Source organism: Sphingomonas qomolangmaensis (assembly GCF_024496245.1).
Lineage (GTDB): Bacteria > Pseudomonadota > Alphaproteobacteria > Sphingomonadales > Sphingomonadaceae > Sphingomonas > Sphingomonas qomolangmaensis.
On record NZ_CP101740.1, the window covers coordinates 2925848 to 2943167 of the forward strand.

Below are 17320 nucleotides of genomic sequence, written 5' to 3' on the forward strand. Positions count from 1 at the left end.
ATACGATGATTCGAGTTTCCACCAGCCAATTCTACGCGCGCTCGACCAGCCAGATGGGCGCGCTCAGCGTTACCGCCGACCAGTTGCAGACGCAGATCGCCACCGGCAAGCGGATCGCCGCGCCGTCGGACGACGCCGCGGGCTATCAGCAATTGTCGACGCTCAAGCAAGCCACCGCCGACGATGTCGGCGCGAAGGCCAATATCGTGTTGGCGCAGGGTGTGCTCGATCAGTCGGACACCGCGCTCGCGGCGATCGAGGAACAGCTCCAGCGCGCCAAGGAACTTGCGCTGCAGGCGAGCAGCGGCACGCTGTCGGCCGAGGATCGCAAGGCGATCGCGACGTCGGTCGACGACATCATCGATGATGTCTTCACGCTGGCCAATACGCGCGACGTGCGCGGCCAGGCGATCTTCGGCGGCGGCGGTGCCGAGGCATTTGCGCGCGCTGCCGACGGCACGATCTCCTATGTCGGCGGCGCCGGCGCCGGCGCGATCCCGATCGGCAGCGGCGGCGACATCCAGGTGACCGAAGCGGGCGACCGCGCGCTCGGCGACCTGTTCGCCTCGCTCGGCGCGATGGCGGCGGCGCTGCGCGAGGGCGAATCTCCCGAGGGCGCGATCGACGCGCTCGGCGGCGCGCTCGACACGGTCATCGCCAGCCGCGCGAGCGTCGGCGCGCGCGGCTTCCGGCTCGATATCGAAATGGGCCGGCTCGCCGATGTCGCGGTCGATCGCGAGGCGGCGCGGGGCGGGATCGAGGATCTCGACATGAGCGCCGCGATCACCGAGCTGCAAAAGACGCTGACGATCCTGCAGGCGACGCAGGGCAGCTTCACCAAGCTGTCGAGCCTCAGCCTGTTCGACTATCTACGCTGAACCGCACCCCGGCACCGCGCCGCCGGTTTCTTCGCCGCATTGGCCATTTTTCCACCCCGCACCGCGCAAGTTTCGGCGCGGCCGGTCGTTCCTCAATTGGGGTCGCGACAGCGTTTCGGGGGTAACAGCGCCAATGTTCGTTTTGATTGGGTTCGTCGTGCTGATCGTGATGGTGTTCGGCGGGTTCGCACTCACCGGCGGCGCGCTCGGCCCGGTGATGCACGCGCTGCCGCACGAGATGCTGATCATCGGCGGCGCCGCGGTCGGCGCGCTGATCATCGGCAACTCGATGCTCGAGATCAAGGCGCTGGGCAGCGGCTTCATGAAGGTGGTCAAGGGCCCCAAATACAAGAAGCAGGACTATCTCGACGCGATCTTCCTGGTCAGCAAGCTGATGAAGATGCTGCGCGTCGAGGGGCCGATCGCGCTCGAGCCGCATGTCGAGGATCCCAAGTCATCGGCGGTGTTCGCCGAATATCCCCGCCTCCTCGCCGACCAGACGCTCACCAACCTGATCGCCGATACGCTGCGGCTGGTGGTGGTGTCGTCGGGCACGCTCGACGTCCACGCGGTCGAGGACGTGATGGATAACTCGATCAAGACGCACCACCACGAAGTGCAGAGTCCGCAGACGACGCTGCAGGGGCTCGCCGATGCGCTGCCCGCGCTCGGCATCGTCGCGGCGGTGCTGGGGGTGGTCAAGACGATGGGGTCGATCGACAAGCCACCCGAGATCCTGGGCGGGATGATCGGATCGGCGCTGGTGGGGACGTTCCTTGGCGTGCTGCTGGCCTATGGCATCGTCGGGCCGCTCGCGACGCGGTTGCAGCAGGTGATCGATGCCGATGCCGCGATCTATCACACGATCAAGCAGATCATCATCGCCTCGCTCCACGGCCATCCGCAGCCGCTGGTGATCGAAGCCGCGCGCAGCGGGATCGCGCACCACAACCAGCCCGGCTTCGCCGAGGTGTTCGACGGGCTGCGGGGACGCTAAATGGCCGCGCGCGCACCCCATGGCACCAACCAGCCGCCCAAGATCATCGTCAAGAAAATCTATATCGAGGGCCATGGCGGCCATCATGGCGGCGCGTGGAAGGTCGCCTATGCCGATTTCGTGACCGCGATGATGGCGTTCTTCCTGCTGATGTGGCTGCTCGGTGCGACCACCGAAGCGCAGCGCAAGGCGCTCGCCGATTATTTCGCGCCGACGCTGATCGAGCTGAAGCAGAAAAGCGCCGGGTCCTATGGCCCGTTCGGCGGCGCATCGCTCACCGATGTCGATAATTACCCCAATCGCGCGGGCCAGACCGGCACGCGCGCGCTCACCGTGCCCGCGGGCGCCGAGGGCGGCGCGCAGGTGGGGACCGGCGAAAAGGGCACGCTCAAGGATCAGGCGGCGCTCAACGCGCAGGATCGCCGCAACTTCTCGAAGCTGCGCCAGCAGCTCGAACAGCGGATGAAGGCCAATGGCAGTATCACCAAGCTGGGCAAGCATGTCCGCTTCGTCGAGACCAGCGAAGGGCTGCGGATCGATCTGGTCGACAATGCCGATTATTCGATGTTCGACCTCGGCACGACCGCCCTGGTGGGCGAGGCCGACCAGCTGATCGGCGAGATCGCCGCGTCGATCGGTACGATGGAAAACGCGATCATGATCCGCGGCCACACCGATTCGCTGGGCTATGGCAACCCACTCGACATGAACAACTGGATGCTCTCGAGCGGGCGCGCCGAGGCGACGCGGCGGCGGCTGGCCGCGGGCGGGCTGCCCGATGCGCGCTTCGAACGGATCGAGGGCGTCGCCGATCGTGAACCGATGGTCGCGAAGGACCCGACCGACCCGCGCAACCGCCGGGTGGCGATCACGCTGCTCTATCGCAAGGGCGAAGCCGGCGGCCGAGGCGCGATGACAAGACTGGCGAGTCGTTGAAAGACTCCCCTCCCTGAAAGGGAGGGGCTGGGGGGGTGGGTCGATTGCTCGCGATACGGAAGGCTCGCGCAATCCGACTTACCGTAGATACCACGACCACCCCCCCCCTTTCGGGAGGGGGAACGCCTCAGAACATCTTCCGGAAATCCAGCCGGATCGACCGGCCCACCGGGTCGAGCAGCGCCGCCTGATAGCCCAGCGGGACCACCCCGCTCGAATCGCGCACGTCGAGCCGCTGGTTGAACACATTGTCGAGCCGCAGGCTGACCCGCGTGCCGCGCAGCCAGGCGTGGTTGCGCACCAGATCGGGCATCTGCCCCAGATTGGCGAACAGCCGCAGGTCGACCTTGGCGAGGTCGCCGAAGAACAAGGTGTCGCCCGGCACCGCGCCGTCGACGCGGGTGCCGCTCTGCCAGTCGGCGTTGAGGCGAACCCCCATGCCATCCTTGGTGAAGCCGGTGCGCACCTCGACCTGGTGCCGCGCCAGCCCGCCATTGCTGCCCGTCGCCGACCCGTTCAGCAGGTCGAGTTCGGGAACGCCCTCGCGGATCAGGATCGTTTCCTTGATGCGATAGGTGTGGAAGGCTGAGAACTGGATTCGCCCGCCGCCGGCACCGCCGCCGCCAAAGCCACCCCGTCCGCCGCCGCCGCCACCGAAGCCGCGTCCACCGCCGCCACCGCCGCGTCCCTCACCGCCACCGCGACCCTCGCGGCGCGGGCGTTCGGCGTCGGGCGCGGGAGTCGGCTCTGCGCCTTGCGCCGCCGAACCCTCGGCGGGCAACGGCGCTGCCTGGCCTTCGGCAGGCGCGCGCCGCTGGCGTTCGGGGCGGCCATAGGCCTGGCGCAGCACCGCACGCGGATCCTGCCCCGCATCGCGCGCCGCCTGTACTTCGCGCTGCAACGTGCCCGTCACCGGCAGCGACAGGTTGAAGCCCCAGCGGAACTGCTCGCGCTCGTTGCGCGCGAAATTCACCGGGCGATTGTCGATCTGCAACAACCGTCCGCTGGCGTCGCGCGTGAAGCGTTCGGGGAACGCCGCCTGGATTTCGTTGGTCGCGGTCGGGAAGGTCGCGATCGAATCCTCGATCGTGCTGCTGGTGTAGTCGGCGCGGATGTTGAGGTCGGTTGCGTCGAGCGGCTTGAAGTTCAGCCCCAGCTTCAGCACGTCGCGGCTGTCCGATCGCAGCAGCGGATTGCCGCCGTCGAGGAAGGTGACATCGACCGTCTCGCCGCGCACGAAATCGAACACGCGGACATTGGGGGTGGTGATCGCGGGGTTGCCCACCTGCTGCGGGCTCGGCGCGCCTTCTTCGTTGGTGACCGACGCAACGAGCCGAAGCTGGGGCACCGGCGCCCAGTTGAGCCCATAGCCATAGCTGGTGAGCGTGCCGAAGTCCGACAGCCGATCGACCTCGACATTGGCGTTGAGCGACAGGTCGCCGATCGCGTCGAGCACCGCGCGGCGCCGGCTGGTGATCGGTACGTCGATGTTGAGCTGGCCGTTGGCGCTGCGGCGGCCGATATCGGTCACCTGCGCGAAGCCTGACCGCACCGAGCGCGCGTCCTGGTCCTGGCTGCGCAGCCCGACGCGGAAGGTGGTCGAAAGATCGCCCGCGGGAAGCGCGAGGACGTCGCCGTTCACCACGCCCTCGACGCGCGCGACATTGCTCACCGATCGCGCGGTGTCGGGCGCGACCAGCGACAATTGCCCCGGCACGATCGGGCCGAAGGGCGAAGCGCCGCCGAGCACCGCCGTCTGCAGCCCGGTCGAATCGACCCGGCGATCGGTGTCGGTGTCGGTCTGCTGGCGGTCGTAATTGCCCGTCAGCGTCCAGCGCCAGTCGGACAACGTCCCGTTCATGCTGAACGCCGCCTCGACATTGCGGCTACGCGATTCGCGCATCAACGGGCCGAAGGCGTCGGTGTAGCGCAGCACGCGGACATCGCCCGCGAAGGGCGAAAAGGGGTTGTCGGCGGGCAGCGCGAGATCGACCGAGGGCAGCCCGAGCAGCGAGCGGCTGTCGTTGAAGTCGAAGCCGACCGTCGCGGTCGCGGCGACGTCGCCGAAAATGGTGCGCGCGAGCACCGCGTTGCCGCGCACCGCTTCGGTCGCGCCCTGGAGCGAGCGGAAGGGGCCGAGGTCGGTGACATTGGCGGCATTGGCGCCGCCGACGAAATCGGTAAGCAGCGGCGTGCCTCCGGCGAATGATCCAGGCACCGCTGCCACGGTAACTGGAGCGCCGGCGGCGGCGCTCAATGCGGGATCGATCTCGGCGCCGTTGGTCGGCGCGACGACATTGCCGGTCAGGTCGAACGGCGATCCCGCGGGGTTCGACAACAGGTCGCGCTCGCTTTCGAGCAGCAGGCTGCGCGCTTCGACCTCGAGGTCGAGGTTGAACCGTCCGTTGCGGTTGATCCGCAGGTAATTGAGCTCGACTTCGCCGCTGCTGTTGCCGCCCTGCACCGGCCCGCCGAAATCGGCCTCGGCGGTGATCGCGCGAAAGCGCGGCCGAAGGACGAAGTTTACGACGCGCTGGTTCGCACTATAGCCGTATTTCAGCGCGACCTCCTCGGGCAGGATGTCGACGCGCAGGATCGCTTCGGTCGGGATTTCGCGGATCTCGCGGAACGAGCCGATGCGGCGCCCGTCGAGCAGCACCACCGGCCCCTCGCCGCCGCGCCCGCGGCCGCTCGACGTCTGCGGCGACAATTCGGCGAGCAGCTCGGCGATCGAGCTCACGCCATAGGCGCGGATGTCGGCGGGCGAGAGCTGTTGTTCGGGGGGAACATCGCCCACAACCGCGCCGCGCTCGGCCTGACCGGTGACGACGATGTCATCGACCATTTCTTCGCCGGTTTCCTCGTCGCTCATCTCGGCGCCGAGCGCCTCGCCATCGTCGACCGCTTCCTGCTCGGTCGGCGCAGGCACCACTTGCGCGTGCGCGGGCCAGACGGTGGCGGCCGAAAGCAGGAGGAGCCAGCGCGCTTTGGCTACGCGGTTGCGGTCGATCATCGAAATACGTCCAGTCGCAGTTGCCGCCCGGGGATGGACGCATACGGGGTGAGTAGGCGGCCATTGTCGCAGAACTTTGTCAGCGCCGATCTGTCCGCCCGCGCCCCTGCAGCAAAACCGATCGCGACGGCAAGACCGGCGTTGGGCGGGAATGCGAATGGCGTGCCCTAAAGCCGCGCGGGGGTTCCCGTTACGGGCGGGATCGCTATGTTCCCTGCATGTATCGCTTGGAGAACCCGATTTGCGCATCACCCTGCTTGCTGCAACCGCCCTGTCGCTCGTGCCGATGACCCTGGCCGCCCAAACCGCCTCGCCGGCGCCTGCCGCGCCGGCACCCGCTGCGGCCGTCGCCGCCAATCCGTTGCTCGCCGACTGGACCGGCCCCTATGGCGGGGTGCCGCCCTGGGACAAGGTGACCCCGGCGCTGTTCCCGCAGGCAATGGAAGTCGCGATTGCCGAGCGCCGCGCCGAATATCGCCGCATCGCCGACAATCGCGCCGCGCCAACCTTCGCCAACACCTTCGTGCCGATGCAGAATGCCGGCAAAAGGCTGGGCCGGGTGCTGGCGGTGTTCGGGGTGATGACGTCGAACATGAATTCGCCCGCCTATCAGGCGCTCGATCGCGAATGGAGCCCCAAGCTGTCGGCGGCGGGCGACGAGATCACCTTCGATCCCAAATTATTCGCGCGCATCCAGGCGATCTACGACGCGCGCACCGCCAGCGGGCTCGACGCACAGCAGCAGCGGCTCGTGACGCGCACCTATGACAGCTACGTCCGCCAGGGCGCCAAGCTGAACGCCGCGCAAAAGGCCGAGATGTCGCGGATCAACCAGGCGCTCGCGACCGAATTTTCGACCTTCTCCGAAAAGCTGCTCGCCGACGAAGGCACCGCGATCACGGTGACCGACGAAGCGATGCTCGCCGGGCTGCCCGACAGCGTCAAGGCGACCGCCAAGGCCGCCGCGCAAGAGCGCGGCCAGCCGGGCTTCGCGATCGTCAACACCCGCTCGGCGGTCGATCCGGTGCTCACCTTTGGCACCGATCGCGCGCTGCGTGAGAAAGTGTGGCGCACCTTCGTCAACCGCGGCGACAATGGCGGCGCGACCGATACCAACGCGACGATCGCCCGGATCGTGAAGCTGCGCGCCGAACGCGCCAAGCTGCTCGGCTTCCCGACGCACGCGCATTGGCGGATGCAGGACACGATGGCCAAGACGCCGCAGGCGGCGACCGATCTGATGATGCGCGTCTGGCCGGCCGCGACCGCGCGGGTGAAACAGGAGGTCGCGGACATGCAGGCGATCGCGGCGAAGGAAGGCACGCCGATCACGATCGAGCCGTGGGACTATCGCTTCTACCAGGAGAAGGTCCGCAAGGCGCGCTACGACCTCGATCAGACCGAGCTCAAGCCCTATTTCGCGCTCGATAACATCATCGATGCGTCTTACTACGCCGCCAACCGGCTGTACGGGCTCAACTTCAAGGAGATTACCGGCCAGGTGCCGGTGTTCGAAAAGAACGTCCGCGTGTTCCACGTCACCGACAAGAACGGCAAGGAAGTCGGCCTGTTCTACCGCGACGATTTCGCGCGCACCGGCAAGCGGTCGGGCGCGTGGGCGACCACCTATCGCTCGCAGCGCAACCTTGCGCCGGCACAGAACGTGCTGTCGTCGAACAACAACAACTTCGCCTCGGCGGCGCCGGGCCAGCCGGTGCTGATCAGCCTCGACGATGCCGAAACGCTGTTCCACGAATTCGGCCATGCGATCCATTCGATGCTGCAGGACGTGAACTATCCCGGCCTCACCGGCACGCCGCGCGACTTCGTCGAATATCCGAGCCAGGTGAACGAGCATTGGCTGCTGACGCGCGACGTGCTCGACAAATATGCCCGGCATTACCAGACCAAGGCACCGATGCCGCAGGCGCTCCTCGACAAGGTGATCGCGGCGCAGACCTTCAACCAGGGCTTTGCCACCGTCGAATATCTGTCGTCGGCGATCGTCGACATGAAGCTGCACACCGTCGCCGATGGCGTGGTCGATGCCGATGCGTTCGAAAAGGCGGCGCTGGCCGAGATCGGCATGCCCAAGGAGATCGTGATGCGGCACCGCCTGCCGCAGTTCAATCACCTGTTCTCGTCCGATGCCTATTCGGCGGGCTATTACAGCTATCTCTGGTCGGAGACGATGGACGCCGACACGTGGGCGGCGTTCGAGGAAGCCGGGAGTCCCTGGGACAAGGCGACCGCCGATCGCTTCGCCGAGGTGCTGCTGTCGACGGGCAACGAAACCGACCGCGCCGAAGCCTATCGCGCGTTCCGCGGGCGCGATCCCGATGTGAACGCGCTGCTCAAGGTGCGCGGGTTCCCGACCACGAACTGAACGGGTCGGGGTTACCCCAGCACTTCCTCTATCACCGCATATACCCGGTCGAGTTCGGCATCGGTGATGCAATAGGGCGGCATGACATATACCGTGTCGCCCAATGGCCGCAGCAGCACGTCGCGGTCGCGGAAATGCGCGAGCAGGCGCGGGGCGAGATCGGACATATAACCTTCGCCCGCGCCGACCTCGAACGCGGTGATCGTGCCCAATTGGCGCGGGTTATGGACGCGATCGGCGATGCGGGCCAGGCGCTCGCCCTGTCGGCGCGCAAGGTCGGCGATCCGATCGCGCACCGGCTCGTCGCGCCACACGGCCAGGTTCGCCACGGCGGCGGCGCAGGCGATCGGGTTGGCGGTGTAGCTCGACGAATGAAAGAACATCCGCGCGCGATCGGGCGATCGATGCGCCTCGAACATCGCGCTCGAGGCCATCGTCACCGCTAGCGGCAGCGATCCGCCGGTGATCCCTTTCGACAGGCACAGCAGGTCGGGCACGATCCCAGCCTGTTCGCACGCCAACAGCGTGCCGGTGCGGCCCCAGCCGGTCATCACTTCATCGGCGATCATCGGTACGCCGTGGCGGTCGCAGATCCGCCGCATCTCGGCGAGGATCGCGGGGGCGTAGAAGTGCATCCCGCCGGCACCCAGCACCAATGGCTCGACCAGCAACGCCGCCGGCGCATCGTGGCGGCAGGCGTGATCGAGCGCGTCGAGCGTCGGCTGGCCGTCGCCGGACGGGCAGGGCAGGGTGCCGACGTCGAACAGCAAGGGCTGATATTGCTGGTTGAACACCCCGCGCGCGCCGACCGACATCGCGCCGATCGTGTCGCCGTGATAACCGTGATCGAGCACCAGGATCCGGTGGCGCGGCTGACCCTGATTGGCCCAGAACCCAAGCGCCATCTTCACCGCGACCTCGACCGCGGTCGAACCCGAATCCGAATAGAAGACGTGCGGCAGTCCCATCATTGCCACCAGCTCGCGCGCAAGCTGTTCGGCGGGCTCGTGCGTCCAGCCGGCGAAGATGATCTGGTCGAGCTGCGTGGCCTGTTCGGCGATCGCGGCGGTGATCCGGGGATGCGCGTGGCCGTGCGTCGTTACCCACCAGGACGAGATCGCGTCGATGATCCGGCGGCCGTCCTTGGTGGTCAGGATCGTGCCCTTGGCCGATGCGACCACCGGGATCGGCTCGTCGAGGCCGTGCTGGGTAAAGGGGTGCCAGACGGGGGAGGTCATGCGAAGTCAAACGCCGCCGCGAACCCCGCGCGCAACGCCTCGGGCGTCAGCGGATCGAGCAGCGGCAGCCGCCCCAATCGCCGCACCCGCCCCATCCGCGCGATCGTCGCCTCGCTGTCCTCCTGCGCCTCGCCGATGAAGGCGATGCCGTGGATCGGCACCCCGCGCCCGCGCAGCGCCTCGATCGACAACAGGCTGTGGTTGATCGTGCCGAGCGCGGTCCGCGCGACCAAAATCGTCGGCAGGCACCAGCGCGCGAACAGATCGGCAAAGGTGCGGGTGTCGTCGAACGGCACCAGCACCCCGCCTGCCCCCTCTATCACCAGCGGCCCGGGAATGGCGGGGGGATCGAGCCGGTCGAGCGCGATTGACACCCCGTCGATCGCGGCGGCGCGGTGCGGCGAGCAGGGGGTGGCAAGGGTGTAGGCAGACGGCAGGATGCGGTCGACAGCAACGCCCAATGCCGCCACGCGCCCGGCATCGGTGCCGCCATCGGTGCCCGCCTGGATCGGCTTCCAATAGTCCGCGCCGATCGCCTGCGTCAGTGCAGCGGCAAAGACGGTCTTGCCGATATCGGTATCGGTGCCGGTGACGACGAAACGCTGGACGGTCATGTAAGGGCTTCCTTGAGCGCGGCGGCGAGCGCTTCGACATCGGCGGGGGTTGCGTTGAGCGTGAGCGATATACGCAGCCGCGCGGTACCCTCGGGCACCGTTGGTGGACGGATGCCGCGAACGTCGAAGCCTTGCGCCTGCACCGAGCGCGCGATGTGCATCGTGCGGGCGTCGTCGCCCAGGATCAGCGGCAGGATCGGCGAGCCGGTGGCGATGGCCCCCAGCGGCGCGAGCGCGGCTCCGCCCGCCGCGATCAGCGCGCGCAGGTCATCGCGCCGCCACGGTTCCTCCGCCAGCGCGCGCAACGCGTCGCGCACCACCGCCGCGATCAGCGGCGAGGGTGCGGTCGAAAACACGAAGCCGCGCGCGCGATTGACCAGCATGTCGCGCAGCACCGCGGGTAGGCACAGCAACGCGCCCTCGGCCCCCAGCGCCTTACCGCAGCTGTGCAACGTTACGACGTTGGGCCGGCCTTCGAACGCCTCGGCCAGTCCGCGCCCGTCCGGCCCGAACACCCCCGTGGCGTGCGCCTCGTCGATCAGTAGGAAAGCGTCGTGGCGTTCGGCGAGCGCAGCCAGTTCGGCAAGCGGCGCCTGGTCGCCATCCATGCTGTACAGGCTCTCGACCGCGATCCACACGCGCCCGCTGCCGCCGGCGGTGCGCCACGCGGCGATCGCGTCCTCGAAGGCGGCAACGTCGTTATGCGCGGCGGCGACACGCTCGGCGCGGCCGAGCCGCATCCCGTCATGCGCGCTGGCGTGGAGCAATGCGTCATACACCACCAGATCGCCGCGCTGGGGCAGGGTCGCGAACAGCGCCATGTTGGCGACGAAGCCGTTCGCCAGGAACAAGGCGGCCTCGGCGCCGAAGAACGCGGCGGCTTCGGCTTCGAGCGCTTCGTGTTCGGGATGGTTGCCGCGCAGCAGCCGCGACCCGCCCGAGCCGATCGGGACGCTGCGCGCCAGTGCGTCACTGGCGGCAGCGTGCAAGCGTTCGCTGCCGGCGAGACCGATATAATCGTTCGAGGCAAAATCGACGCCGGTGCGCGCGGCAAGCGATCGGAGGCGATCGGCGCTGGCGAGGGCGGCAAGGTCTGCGCGGTGGACGGAGAGGAGCGACATTGTCGGGTGCTTTAGCGGGGCAGGCGCGGTTGGCCTAGATAGGCGAGCCGTCCCCACAGTCCGTTCGTGCTGAGTAGCCGCTGAGCTTGTCGAAGCCTGTCCTGAGCGCCTGCCTTGGCAGGCAGTCGAAGGGCGGCGTATCGAAGCATTCGTCAGCTTGGGGCAATGTCCTTCGATACGGGCCTTCGCCTTCGCTCAGTCCCTACTCTGGACGAACGGAGGTTCGCTCAAATCCCCGCATACCATTCATAGCCGGCAATATCCTCCCACAGCCCGCCCTTGCCGCCATGGATATCGGCAAGGCTGGCCACCGCCTCGATCCGCTCGACATATTTGGCGTGCTTGTATCCCAGATGCCGCTCGACGCGCAGCCGCACCGGCGCGCCATGGCCGATGCCCAGCCGCTCGTCGTTCAGCCCGAGCGCCAGGATCGTCTGCGGGTGGAAGGCGTCGACCAAGTCGATCGATTCATAATAGGGCCGGGTACCGCCCGAATAGGCATCGGCGCAGTGGAACACCAGGAAGCGCGCGCGGTCGCTCAAGCCCGCCGCGTTGAGCACCGTCGAAAGCTGCGGCCCCTGCCATTTGCCGATCGCGCTCCACCCCTCGACGCAATCATGGCGGGTGATCTGCGCGCGCTGCGGCATCGAGGATAGCTGCGCGATCGACAGCGCCTGCGGCCGCGCCACCAGCCCATCGATCCGCACCCGCCAATCGGCGAAGCCCGTCGCTGCCTGCGCATTGTAGCTTGGCGTATCGGGGTTCCGCGTGCCGTTGGTGCGGAACACCGGCGACATCTGGTCGGGGCGGAACTCGCGTGCCAGGGCGTTGCGCTCGGTCAGCGCGCGCTGAGTCCATTCGTTCCAATCGGCGCCCTTGAAAAGGATCGACCGGAACGCCTCGCTCTCGCCCAGCCGGTCGCAGCCCGCAAGCAGCGTCGCGCCCGAGGCGGCGACGCCGGTGAACAAGGCGCGGCGGGTGAGGATCATCGCTGCGGCTCCTGCGGGGTGTGCCACCAGCCGGTGATCATCGATCGCACCTCGTTCAGCGGCCCGGCCAGGATCACCAGCGTCAGGTGGACGATGATGAACAATGCGATCCCCATCGATGCGATGAAGTGGATCGACCGCGCCGATTGCCGCCCGCCGAACAGGTCGAGCATCCACGGCGCGGCGGCGTTGATCCCCGGTGACATCGTCAGCCCGGTAAAGATCGCCAGCGGGAGCGCGACGAAGATCACCCCGACATAGCTCAGTTTCTGAAGCACGTTGCGTCCGCCCGGATCGGCGGCATCGTGGAACCGCAGCGCCAGATGCTCGCGCACGTCATGCGCCAGGTGCTTGGCGGCAAGTTCGGCGCGGCGAAAGCGCAGGTCGCGCTGGAAATGCCGGTTGAGCAGGCTCACCAGCATGAACGCCAGCAATGCGAAGCCGAAGACCAGCGCCACCGTCAGATGCCATCGCCGCGCGAGCGCCAGATTATAGGTCGACGGGATCGTCAGCCAGCCGGGAATTCGCCCGCCCTCGAAAATCCAGCCGACGCGGAACCAGGGCTGGTCCATGTTCGCGCCATATTGCCCCCAATAAAGCTGCGGGTGCGCGTTGAGGATCATCAGCCCCGATCCCAGCAGCACGATCACCGCTGCGGCGTTGGTCCAGTGCCACAGCCGGGTCGCCAGCCGATGCTTGTAGATCGCGCGCCGGGTTCCCGGTGCGGCGATGTCGGCGGGGTCGTTCGAGTCGCGCGGGGCCATCGAGGTCAGTCTACCCTATCCATAGGCGCGAACGAAGAACACGATCGTGGTGACGATCGTCACCAGCAGCGTCCAGATACGGATCGCGGTGGGTGGCAGCTTTTTGCCCGCGCGCGCGCCCAGCCATCCGCCCAGCACCGCGCCGGCCAGCATCGGCAGGCAGGCGTCCCATCGCACCATCCCGAAACCGATGAACACGATCATCGCGGCGGTGTTGGCGACCGCCAGCATCAGCGTGCGCGGTGCCATCAGCCGGTGCGGCGGTTCCCCCGCGAGCAACCCCCATACCGCGGTCAGCATCATCCCCACCCCGCCGCCGAAATAGCCACCATAAACCCCCAGCAGCGCCTGCGCGACGAACAGCGCCCGCGGCCCCGGCGCGGCATGGCGCTGCAGCACCTCGGCGGCGCGCTTGCCGAACGCGATCGCGATCGTCGCCATCAGCAGCAGCCAGGGGATGATGATGTCGAAGGTCGTGGTGGGGGTAACCACCAGCAACAGGCTGCCCACCAACCCCCCGACAAAGGTGATTCCGGCAAGCGTCCGCACCGACATCCCCGCGACCGGGCGCAGCCCCTCGCGATAGGTGTACGCACTCATGAACGCGCCGGGCTGCAGCGCGACGTTCGAGGTCGCGTTGGCGATCGGGCTAGGCAGGCCGATCGCGATCAGCGCGGGCATGGTGGCAAAAGTGCCCCCGCCCGCCAGCGCGTTCATCGCCCCGCCGACAAGCCCGGCAGCGGCGGCCAGCGCCAGGATGGGAAGGTCGAGCATGGATCGCGGCTAGAGCCGATCGGGGTGGGCGTGTCGAGGGGGAGAAGGAAGGGGTGGAGCCTGTTCCGGTTGGTCTGAGGCAAGGGTTCTGCGTCCAAAGCGGCTACCCCGCATCCGCCCCCTCCGTCAGCCCTGCGGCTGCCACCTCCCCCTGGCGGGGGAGAGAAGATTCGGACAATCCTCCCCCGCCAAGGGGAGGTGGCGGTCGCGCAGCGACCGACGGAGGGGAGGGGAACGGGACGATTGCTGGTATCCGGATCGCTTGTGAGCGAGCTGCAAAGCAGTGCAGCTTTCCGTAAACAGCCCCGAACCAACCGAAAACCCGTTACCCCAGCGCCGCCATCTTGTCCTCGGCGATCCGGTCCAGTTCGGCTCGACTCTTCTTCTCCGATGCGGTCTTGAGCTGCCCGCACGCAGCGTCGATGTCGCGACCGCGCGGCGTCCGCACCGGGGCCGAGATGCCCGCCCCGAAGACGATCTCGCTGAAGCTGCGGATTCGCTCGGGCGTCGAGCATTCGTAATTCGCGCCGGGCCAGGGGTTGAACGGGATCAGATTCACCTTGGCGGGCAGACGATAGTGTTTGAGCACCCGCACCAGCTCGTGCGCGTCGGCGTCGCTGTCGTTCTTGTCCTTGAGCATCACGTACTCAAAGGTGATTCGGCGGGCATTGTTCGCACCCGGATAGTCGGCACAGGCTTGGAGCAGTTCCTCGATGCCGTATTTGCGGTTGAGCGGCACGATCTCGTCGCGCACTTCCTTGGTCACCGCGTGGAGCGATACGGCAAGGTTCACGCCGATCTCGGCCCCCGCGCGCGCCATCATCGGCACCACGCCCGAGGTCGAGAGCGTGATCCGCCGCTTCGACAGCGCGATGCCGTCGCCGTCCATCACGATTCCCAGCGCATCGCGGACGCTGTCGAAATTATACAGCGGCTCGCCCATGCCCATCATCACGATGTTGGTGAGCATCCGCCCGTCGGGCTGGCTCGGCCATTCGCCAAGATTGTCGCGCGCCAGCATGACCTGGCCGACGATCTCTGCCGGCGTCAGGTTGCGGACTAGGCGCATGGTGCCTGTGTGACAGAAGGTGCAATTCAACGTGCAGCCGACCTGGCTCGATACGCATAGGGTGCCGCGATCGGCGTCGGGGATGAACACCATTTCATAGTCTTGCGCGTCGTCCGTGCGCAGCAGCCATTTGCGGGTGCCGTCGGTCGACACCTGCGCCTCGACCACTTGCGGGCGGCTGATGACGAAGCGCTGCGCCAGCCAAGGCTGCATCGTCTTTGAAATGTCGGTCATCAGCGCGAAATCGGTGACGCCGCGATTGTAGATCCAGTGCCATAACTGCTTGGCGCGCAATTTCGCCTGCTTGGGTTCGAGCTGCGAGGTCTCGAGCGCCATCCGCAGATCGGCCTTCGACAGCCCCAGCAGGTCGATACGCCCGTCGCTGCGCATCGGCAGCGCACGCGGGACGGGCACGGGATCGATGTGCCCGGGGATGGGCATGGGCGGCGTCGAGACTGTCAGCATGGCGGCGACATAGCCGAAAACGGCGGTGTTCGCTAGGGGGCCGGACGCCGCGCGCACCCCACCCCCGCCGCGTCGATCGCGGTGGCGGCGCCCGCCAGCGCATAGACGTCGGCGAAGGGGGCGCCGTTCGCGGCGATGCTTTCGACGCTCATGCTGCGCCCGGCGCGGATCGCGCCGACGATCGCCCGGTCGGTGCGCGCGTCGGGGGACCAGGCGTCGCGGTCGCCCGCCTTGAGCTGAAACCGCCGCTCGCCGATCGCCAGCGTCACGCGCGCGCGCGGGGTGCGCTGGCGGCTGAGGCGGATGTGGAGCTGGTTGTGGACCTGCTTGCCCGGCCAGGTTGCGATCGAGGCGAAGGCGCCGCGACGCCGGCGCTGGACCGGGGCAGCGATCGCGTAGCAGCGCGCGGGCTCGACATCGCGAAACGCCCCCCAGGATTCGAAAACGCCGATCGGCTCGCGCGCGCCGCCTTGCGAAAGCGCCAGGGCAAGCGCGAGCGCGAGCATCATGCCGGCGAGCGCCCGGTGCCCAGATGGACGACCCGTTCGGCACCGCGCTCGACCGCCACCACCGACCCTTGCGGCAGCCCCTCGGCGAACGGCGCGTCGAGCGACGGCGTCGGCGGCAGCCCGGTCATCAGCCCGCGCAGCACCCGGCTCGAAATGCCGTGGGTGATCACCAGCCGGTCGCCCGAATCGCCTGCGGTATCGGTGAGCCACCCCGCCGATCGATCGGCGATGTCGGCATAGCTCTCGCCATCGGGGGCGCAGGCCAGCGCGCCGTTGCTCGAATCGAACACCGGCCCCACCCGCGCGATCAAATCGGCATAATAAAGCCCGCCCCAGCTGCCCATGCCGATCTCGATCAGCCGCGCATCGATGTGCGCGCCGTGCCAGTCGAGCCCCAGAATCTCGGCGATCACCGCCAGTGTCTGCAGCGCGCGCCCGGTGGGCGACGCCCACAACGTCAGCCGGGGCGACGACCCGAGTTCGGCGAGCAAGGCGCGGCCCATCTCCTCGGCCTGGCCGAAGCCTGCGCGCGTCAGCGGGGTATGCGGATGATCGCCCTGCAGCCGCCGCGCGGCGTTGAACACGGTCTCGCCATGGCGGGCAATGAAGTCGCGGCCGGCGCGCGGGATGGTCGACATCGCTGCCGTTTCAACCCCCTGTGGCGCAAAAGCAACGGAAAACCTTGTTTATTTTGGGTTCATGCAACTTCGGGGCGCGCCACCTATTTGAGCATCCCGCCCGACGATTGAACGGGTGTGTTCAGTAATTGGAGATTTGTATGCGTTACGCAATCGCAGCCGCGCTGGTCGCATCGACCGCGCTCGCAGCACCCGCCTTCGCGCAGGAGGTGAACCCGGTGTTCACCGGTCCGCGCATCGCGGTTCTCGGCGGCTATGACGGCATCCAGCCGGGCAGCAGCAACGACGCCGATGTCGAAGGCATCGATCAGACCGTCGACGGCTTCCTGTACGGCGTCGAAGCCGGCTACGACATCGCGCTCGGCGGCGCGCTCGTCGGCGCCGAGGTCGAGCTGACCGATTCGACCGGCAAGGTTGAAACCGCTCGCGTCAACCCGAACACCTTCGGCTTCGGTGAAGTCAGCACCGGCCGCGACATCTATCTCGGCCTTCGCGCCGGTGTGCTCGCGACCCCCGAGACGCTGATCTATGCCAAGGGCGGCTACACCAATGCCCGGCTGAACCTGCTGGGCAGCGACGGCACCACCGAGTTCGACGAGAATTTCGAACTCGACGGCTTCCGCGTCGGTGCAGGCGTCGAGCGCGCGATCGGCACCAACGCCTTTGCCAAGGTCGAATATCGCTATTCGAACTATTCGAACGCGAACTTCGAATATGCGAATGGCGCGACCACCAGCGACTTCGACATCGACACCGATCGTCACCAGGTAGTCGCCGGCGTGGGCATGCGTTTTTAACGCCTGCTTAACCATCGACCCATAATCGGGACGGCAGGGGGCCGGGGCAGCTTGCTCCGGCCCTTTTTCGCGTTAGAGATACAGCCGACCAATTGTCGCGCGGCGGTCGGGCGCGAGGGATTAATCGGTTTT

15 protein-coding genes are annotated in these 17320 nt (G+C 67.5%); 5 read left to right on the forward strand and 10 right to left on the reverse strand.

All coding sequences use genetic code 11. The features are described 5' to 3' along the window. Positions 1–5: 5 nt before the first annotated feature. From flgL to NMP03_RS14040, 3 genes are all read left to right on the forward strand, one after another. Positions 6–878: a flagellar hook-associated protein FlgL gene (gene flgL, locus NMP03_RS14030; RefSeq protein WP_256506088.1), complete on the forward strand. Its 873-nt coding sequence runs from the start codon at positions 6–8 to the stop codon at positions 876–878. A 133-nt stretch (positions 879–1011) separates the two neighbouring features. Continuing rightward, the gene (gene motA / locus NMP03_RS14035) at positions 1012–1875 is read left to right on the forward strand and encodes a flagellar motor stator protein MotA (protein ID WP_256506089.1); all 864 of its coding nucleotides are present in this window, start codon (positions 1012–1014) and stop codon (positions 1873–1875) included. After that, positions 1876–2811, forward strand: coding sequence for a flagellar motor protein MotB (locus NMP03_RS14040; RefSeq protein ID WP_256506090.1), 936 nt, complete (start codon positions 1876–1878; stop codon positions 2809–2811). It abuts the gene before it with no gap. Positions 2812–2938: 127 nt separating this feature from the next. On the opposite strand, the gene NMP03_RS14045 is transcribed toward NMP03_RS14040, so the two are convergent. Beyond that, complete coding sequence (locus tag NMP03_RS14045; RefSeq protein WP_256506091.1) at positions 2939–5824, reverse strand: TonB-dependent receptor; 2886 nt, start codon at positions 5822–5824, stop codon at positions 2939–2941. A gap of 241 nt (positions 5825–6065) precedes the next feature. On the opposite strand from NMP03_RS14045, the gene NMP03_RS14050 reads away from it, so the two are divergent. Further along, positions 6066–8210: a M3 family metallopeptidase gene (locus NMP03_RS14050; RefSeq protein WP_319937603.1), complete on the forward strand. Its 2145-nt coding sequence runs from the start codon at positions 6066–6068 to the stop codon at positions 8208–8210. 11 nt (positions 8211–8221) lie between these two features. Here the strand turns inward: NMP03_RS14050 and NMP03_RS14055 are convergent, their stop codons facing one another. The 9 genes from NMP03_RS14055 to NMP03_RS14095 form a co-directional block, all read right to left on the reverse strand. Beyond that, positions 8222–9448 carry an adenosylmethionine--8-amino-7-oxononanoate transaminase gene (locus tag NMP03_RS14055; RefSeq protein ID WP_256506092.1) on the reverse strand — a complete coding sequence of 409 codons (1227 nt, stop codon included), beginning with the start codon at positions 9446–9448 and terminating at the stop codon, positions 8222–8224. Further along, positions 9445–10062, reverse strand: coding sequence for a dethiobiotin synthase (gene bioD, locus NMP03_RS14060; protein WP_256506093.1), 618 nt, complete (start codon positions 10060–10062; stop codon positions 9445–9447). Before bioD ends, NMP03_RS14055 begins: the two co-directional genes overlap by 4 nt. After that, positions 10059–11183 (reverse strand): 8-amino-7-oxononanoate synthase, encoded by a 1125-nt coding sequence (locus NMP03_RS14065; protein ID WP_256506094.1) that lies wholly within the window; start codon positions 11181–11183, stop codon positions 10059–10061. Before NMP03_RS14065 ends, bioD begins: the two co-directional genes overlap by 4 nt. 227 nt (positions 11184–11410) lie before the next feature. Further along, positions 11411–12172, reverse strand: a complete 762-nt coding sequence (locus NMP03_RS14070) for a molybdopterin-dependent oxidoreductase (RefSeq protein WP_256506095.1) — start codon at positions 12170–12172, stop codon at positions 11411–11413. Next, on the reverse strand, positions 12169–12936 hold the full coding sequence (locus NMP03_RS14075; protein WP_256506096.1) for a cytochrome b/b6 domain-containing protein: 768 nt from the start codon (positions 12934–12936) through the stop codon (positions 12169–12171). Before NMP03_RS14075 ends, NMP03_RS14070 begins: the two co-directional genes overlap by 4 nt. A 15-nt stretch (positions 12937–12951) precedes the next feature. Beyond that, positions 12952–13710, reverse strand: a complete 759-nt coding sequence (locus NMP03_RS14080; RefSeq protein WP_256506097.1) for a sulfite exporter TauE/SafE family protein — start codon at positions 13708–13710, stop codon at positions 12952–12954. Positions 13711–14035: 325 nt separating this feature from the next. Continuing rightward, positions 14036–15244: a 23S rRNA (adenine(2503)-C(2))-methyltransferase RlmN gene (rlmN, locus tag NMP03_RS14085; protein WP_256506098.1), complete on the reverse strand. Its 1209-nt coding sequence runs from the start codon at positions 15242–15244 to the stop codon at positions 14036–14038. Between the two features lie 32 nt (positions 15245–15276). Then, a complete protein-coding gene (locus NMP03_RS14090) occupies positions 15277–15753 on the reverse strand; it encodes a hypothetical protein (RefSeq protein ID WP_256506099.1) in 477 nt (158 codons plus the stop codon). Continuing rightward, on the reverse strand, positions 15750–16391 hold the full coding sequence (locus tag NMP03_RS14095; RefSeq protein WP_256506100.1) for a histidine phosphatase family protein: 642 nt from the start codon (positions 16389–16391) through the stop codon (positions 15750–15752). Before NMP03_RS14095 ends, NMP03_RS14090 begins: the two co-directional genes overlap by 4 nt. A gap of 140 nt (positions 16392–16531) precedes the next feature. On the opposite strand from NMP03_RS14095, the gene NMP03_RS14100 reads away from it, so the two are divergent. Next, entirely contained in the window at positions 16532–17188 is a 657-nt protein-coding gene (locus NMP03_RS14100) for an outer membrane protein (protein ID WP_256506101.1), read from the forward strand. The last annotated feature ends 132 nt before the right edge of the window (positions 17189–17320 follow it).

What these genes read in the sequence shown, in the direction of transcription:
- NMP03_RS14075 (WP_256506096.1), bottom strand. Translation starts at nt 12,936, where the DNA reads ATGGCCCCGCGCGACTCGAACGACCCCGCCGACATCGCCGCACCGGGA.
- NMP03_RS14100 (WP_256506101.1), top strand. Translation starts at nt 16,532, where the DNA reads ATGCGTTACGCAATCGCAGCCGCGCTGGTCGCATCGACCGCGCTCGCA.
- motA (WP_256506089.1), top strand. Translation starts at nt 1,012, where the DNA reads ATGTTCGTTTTGATTGGGTTCGTCGTGCTGATCGTGATGGTGTTCGGC.
- rlmN (WP_256506098.1), bottom strand. Translation starts at nt 15,244, where the DNA reads ATGCTGACAGTCTCGACGCCGCCCATGCCCATCCCCGGGCACATCGAT.
- NMP03_RS14040 (WP_256506090.1), top strand. Translation starts at nt 1,876, where the DNA reads ATGGCCGCGCGCGCACCCCATGGCACCAACCAGCCGCCCAAGATCATC.
- NMP03_RS14065 (WP_256506094.1), bottom strand. Translation starts at nt 11,183, where the DNA reads ATGTCGCTCCTCTCCGTCCACCGCGCAGACCTTGCCGCCCTCGCCAGC.
- bioD (WP_256506093.1), bottom strand. Translation starts at nt 10,062, where the DNA reads ATGACCGTCCAGCGTTTCGTCGTCACCGGCACCGATACCGATATCGGC.
- NMP03_RS14070 (WP_256506095.1), bottom strand. Translation starts at nt 12,172, where the DNA reads ATGATCCTCACCCGCCGCGCCTTGTTCACCGGCGTCGCCGCCTCGGGC.
- NMP03_RS14055 (WP_256506092.1), bottom strand. Translation starts at nt 9,448, where the DNA reads ATGACCTCCCCCGTCTGGCACCCCTTTACCCAGCACGGCCTCGACGAG.
- NMP03_RS14095 (WP_256506100.1), bottom strand. Translation starts at nt 16,391, where the DNA reads ATGTCGACCATCCCGCGCGCCGGCCGCGACTTCATTGCCCGCCATGGC.
- NMP03_RS14090 (WP_256506099.1), bottom strand. Translation starts at nt 15,753, where the DNA reads ATGATGCTCGCGCTCGCGCTTGCCCTGGCGCTTTCGCAAGGCGGCGCG.
- NMP03_RS14045 (WP_256506091.1), bottom strand. Translation starts at nt 5,824, where the DNA reads ATGATCGACCGCAACCGCGTAGCCAAAGCGCGCTGGCTCCTCCTGCTT.
- NMP03_RS14080 (WP_256506097.1), bottom strand. Translation starts at nt 13,710, where the DNA reads ATGCTCGACCTTCCCATCCTGGCGCTGGCCGCCGCTGCCGGGCTTGTC.
- flgL (WP_256506088.1), top strand. Translation starts at nt 6, where the DNA reads ATGATTCGAGTTTCCACCAGCCAATTCTACGCGCGCTCGACCAGCCAG.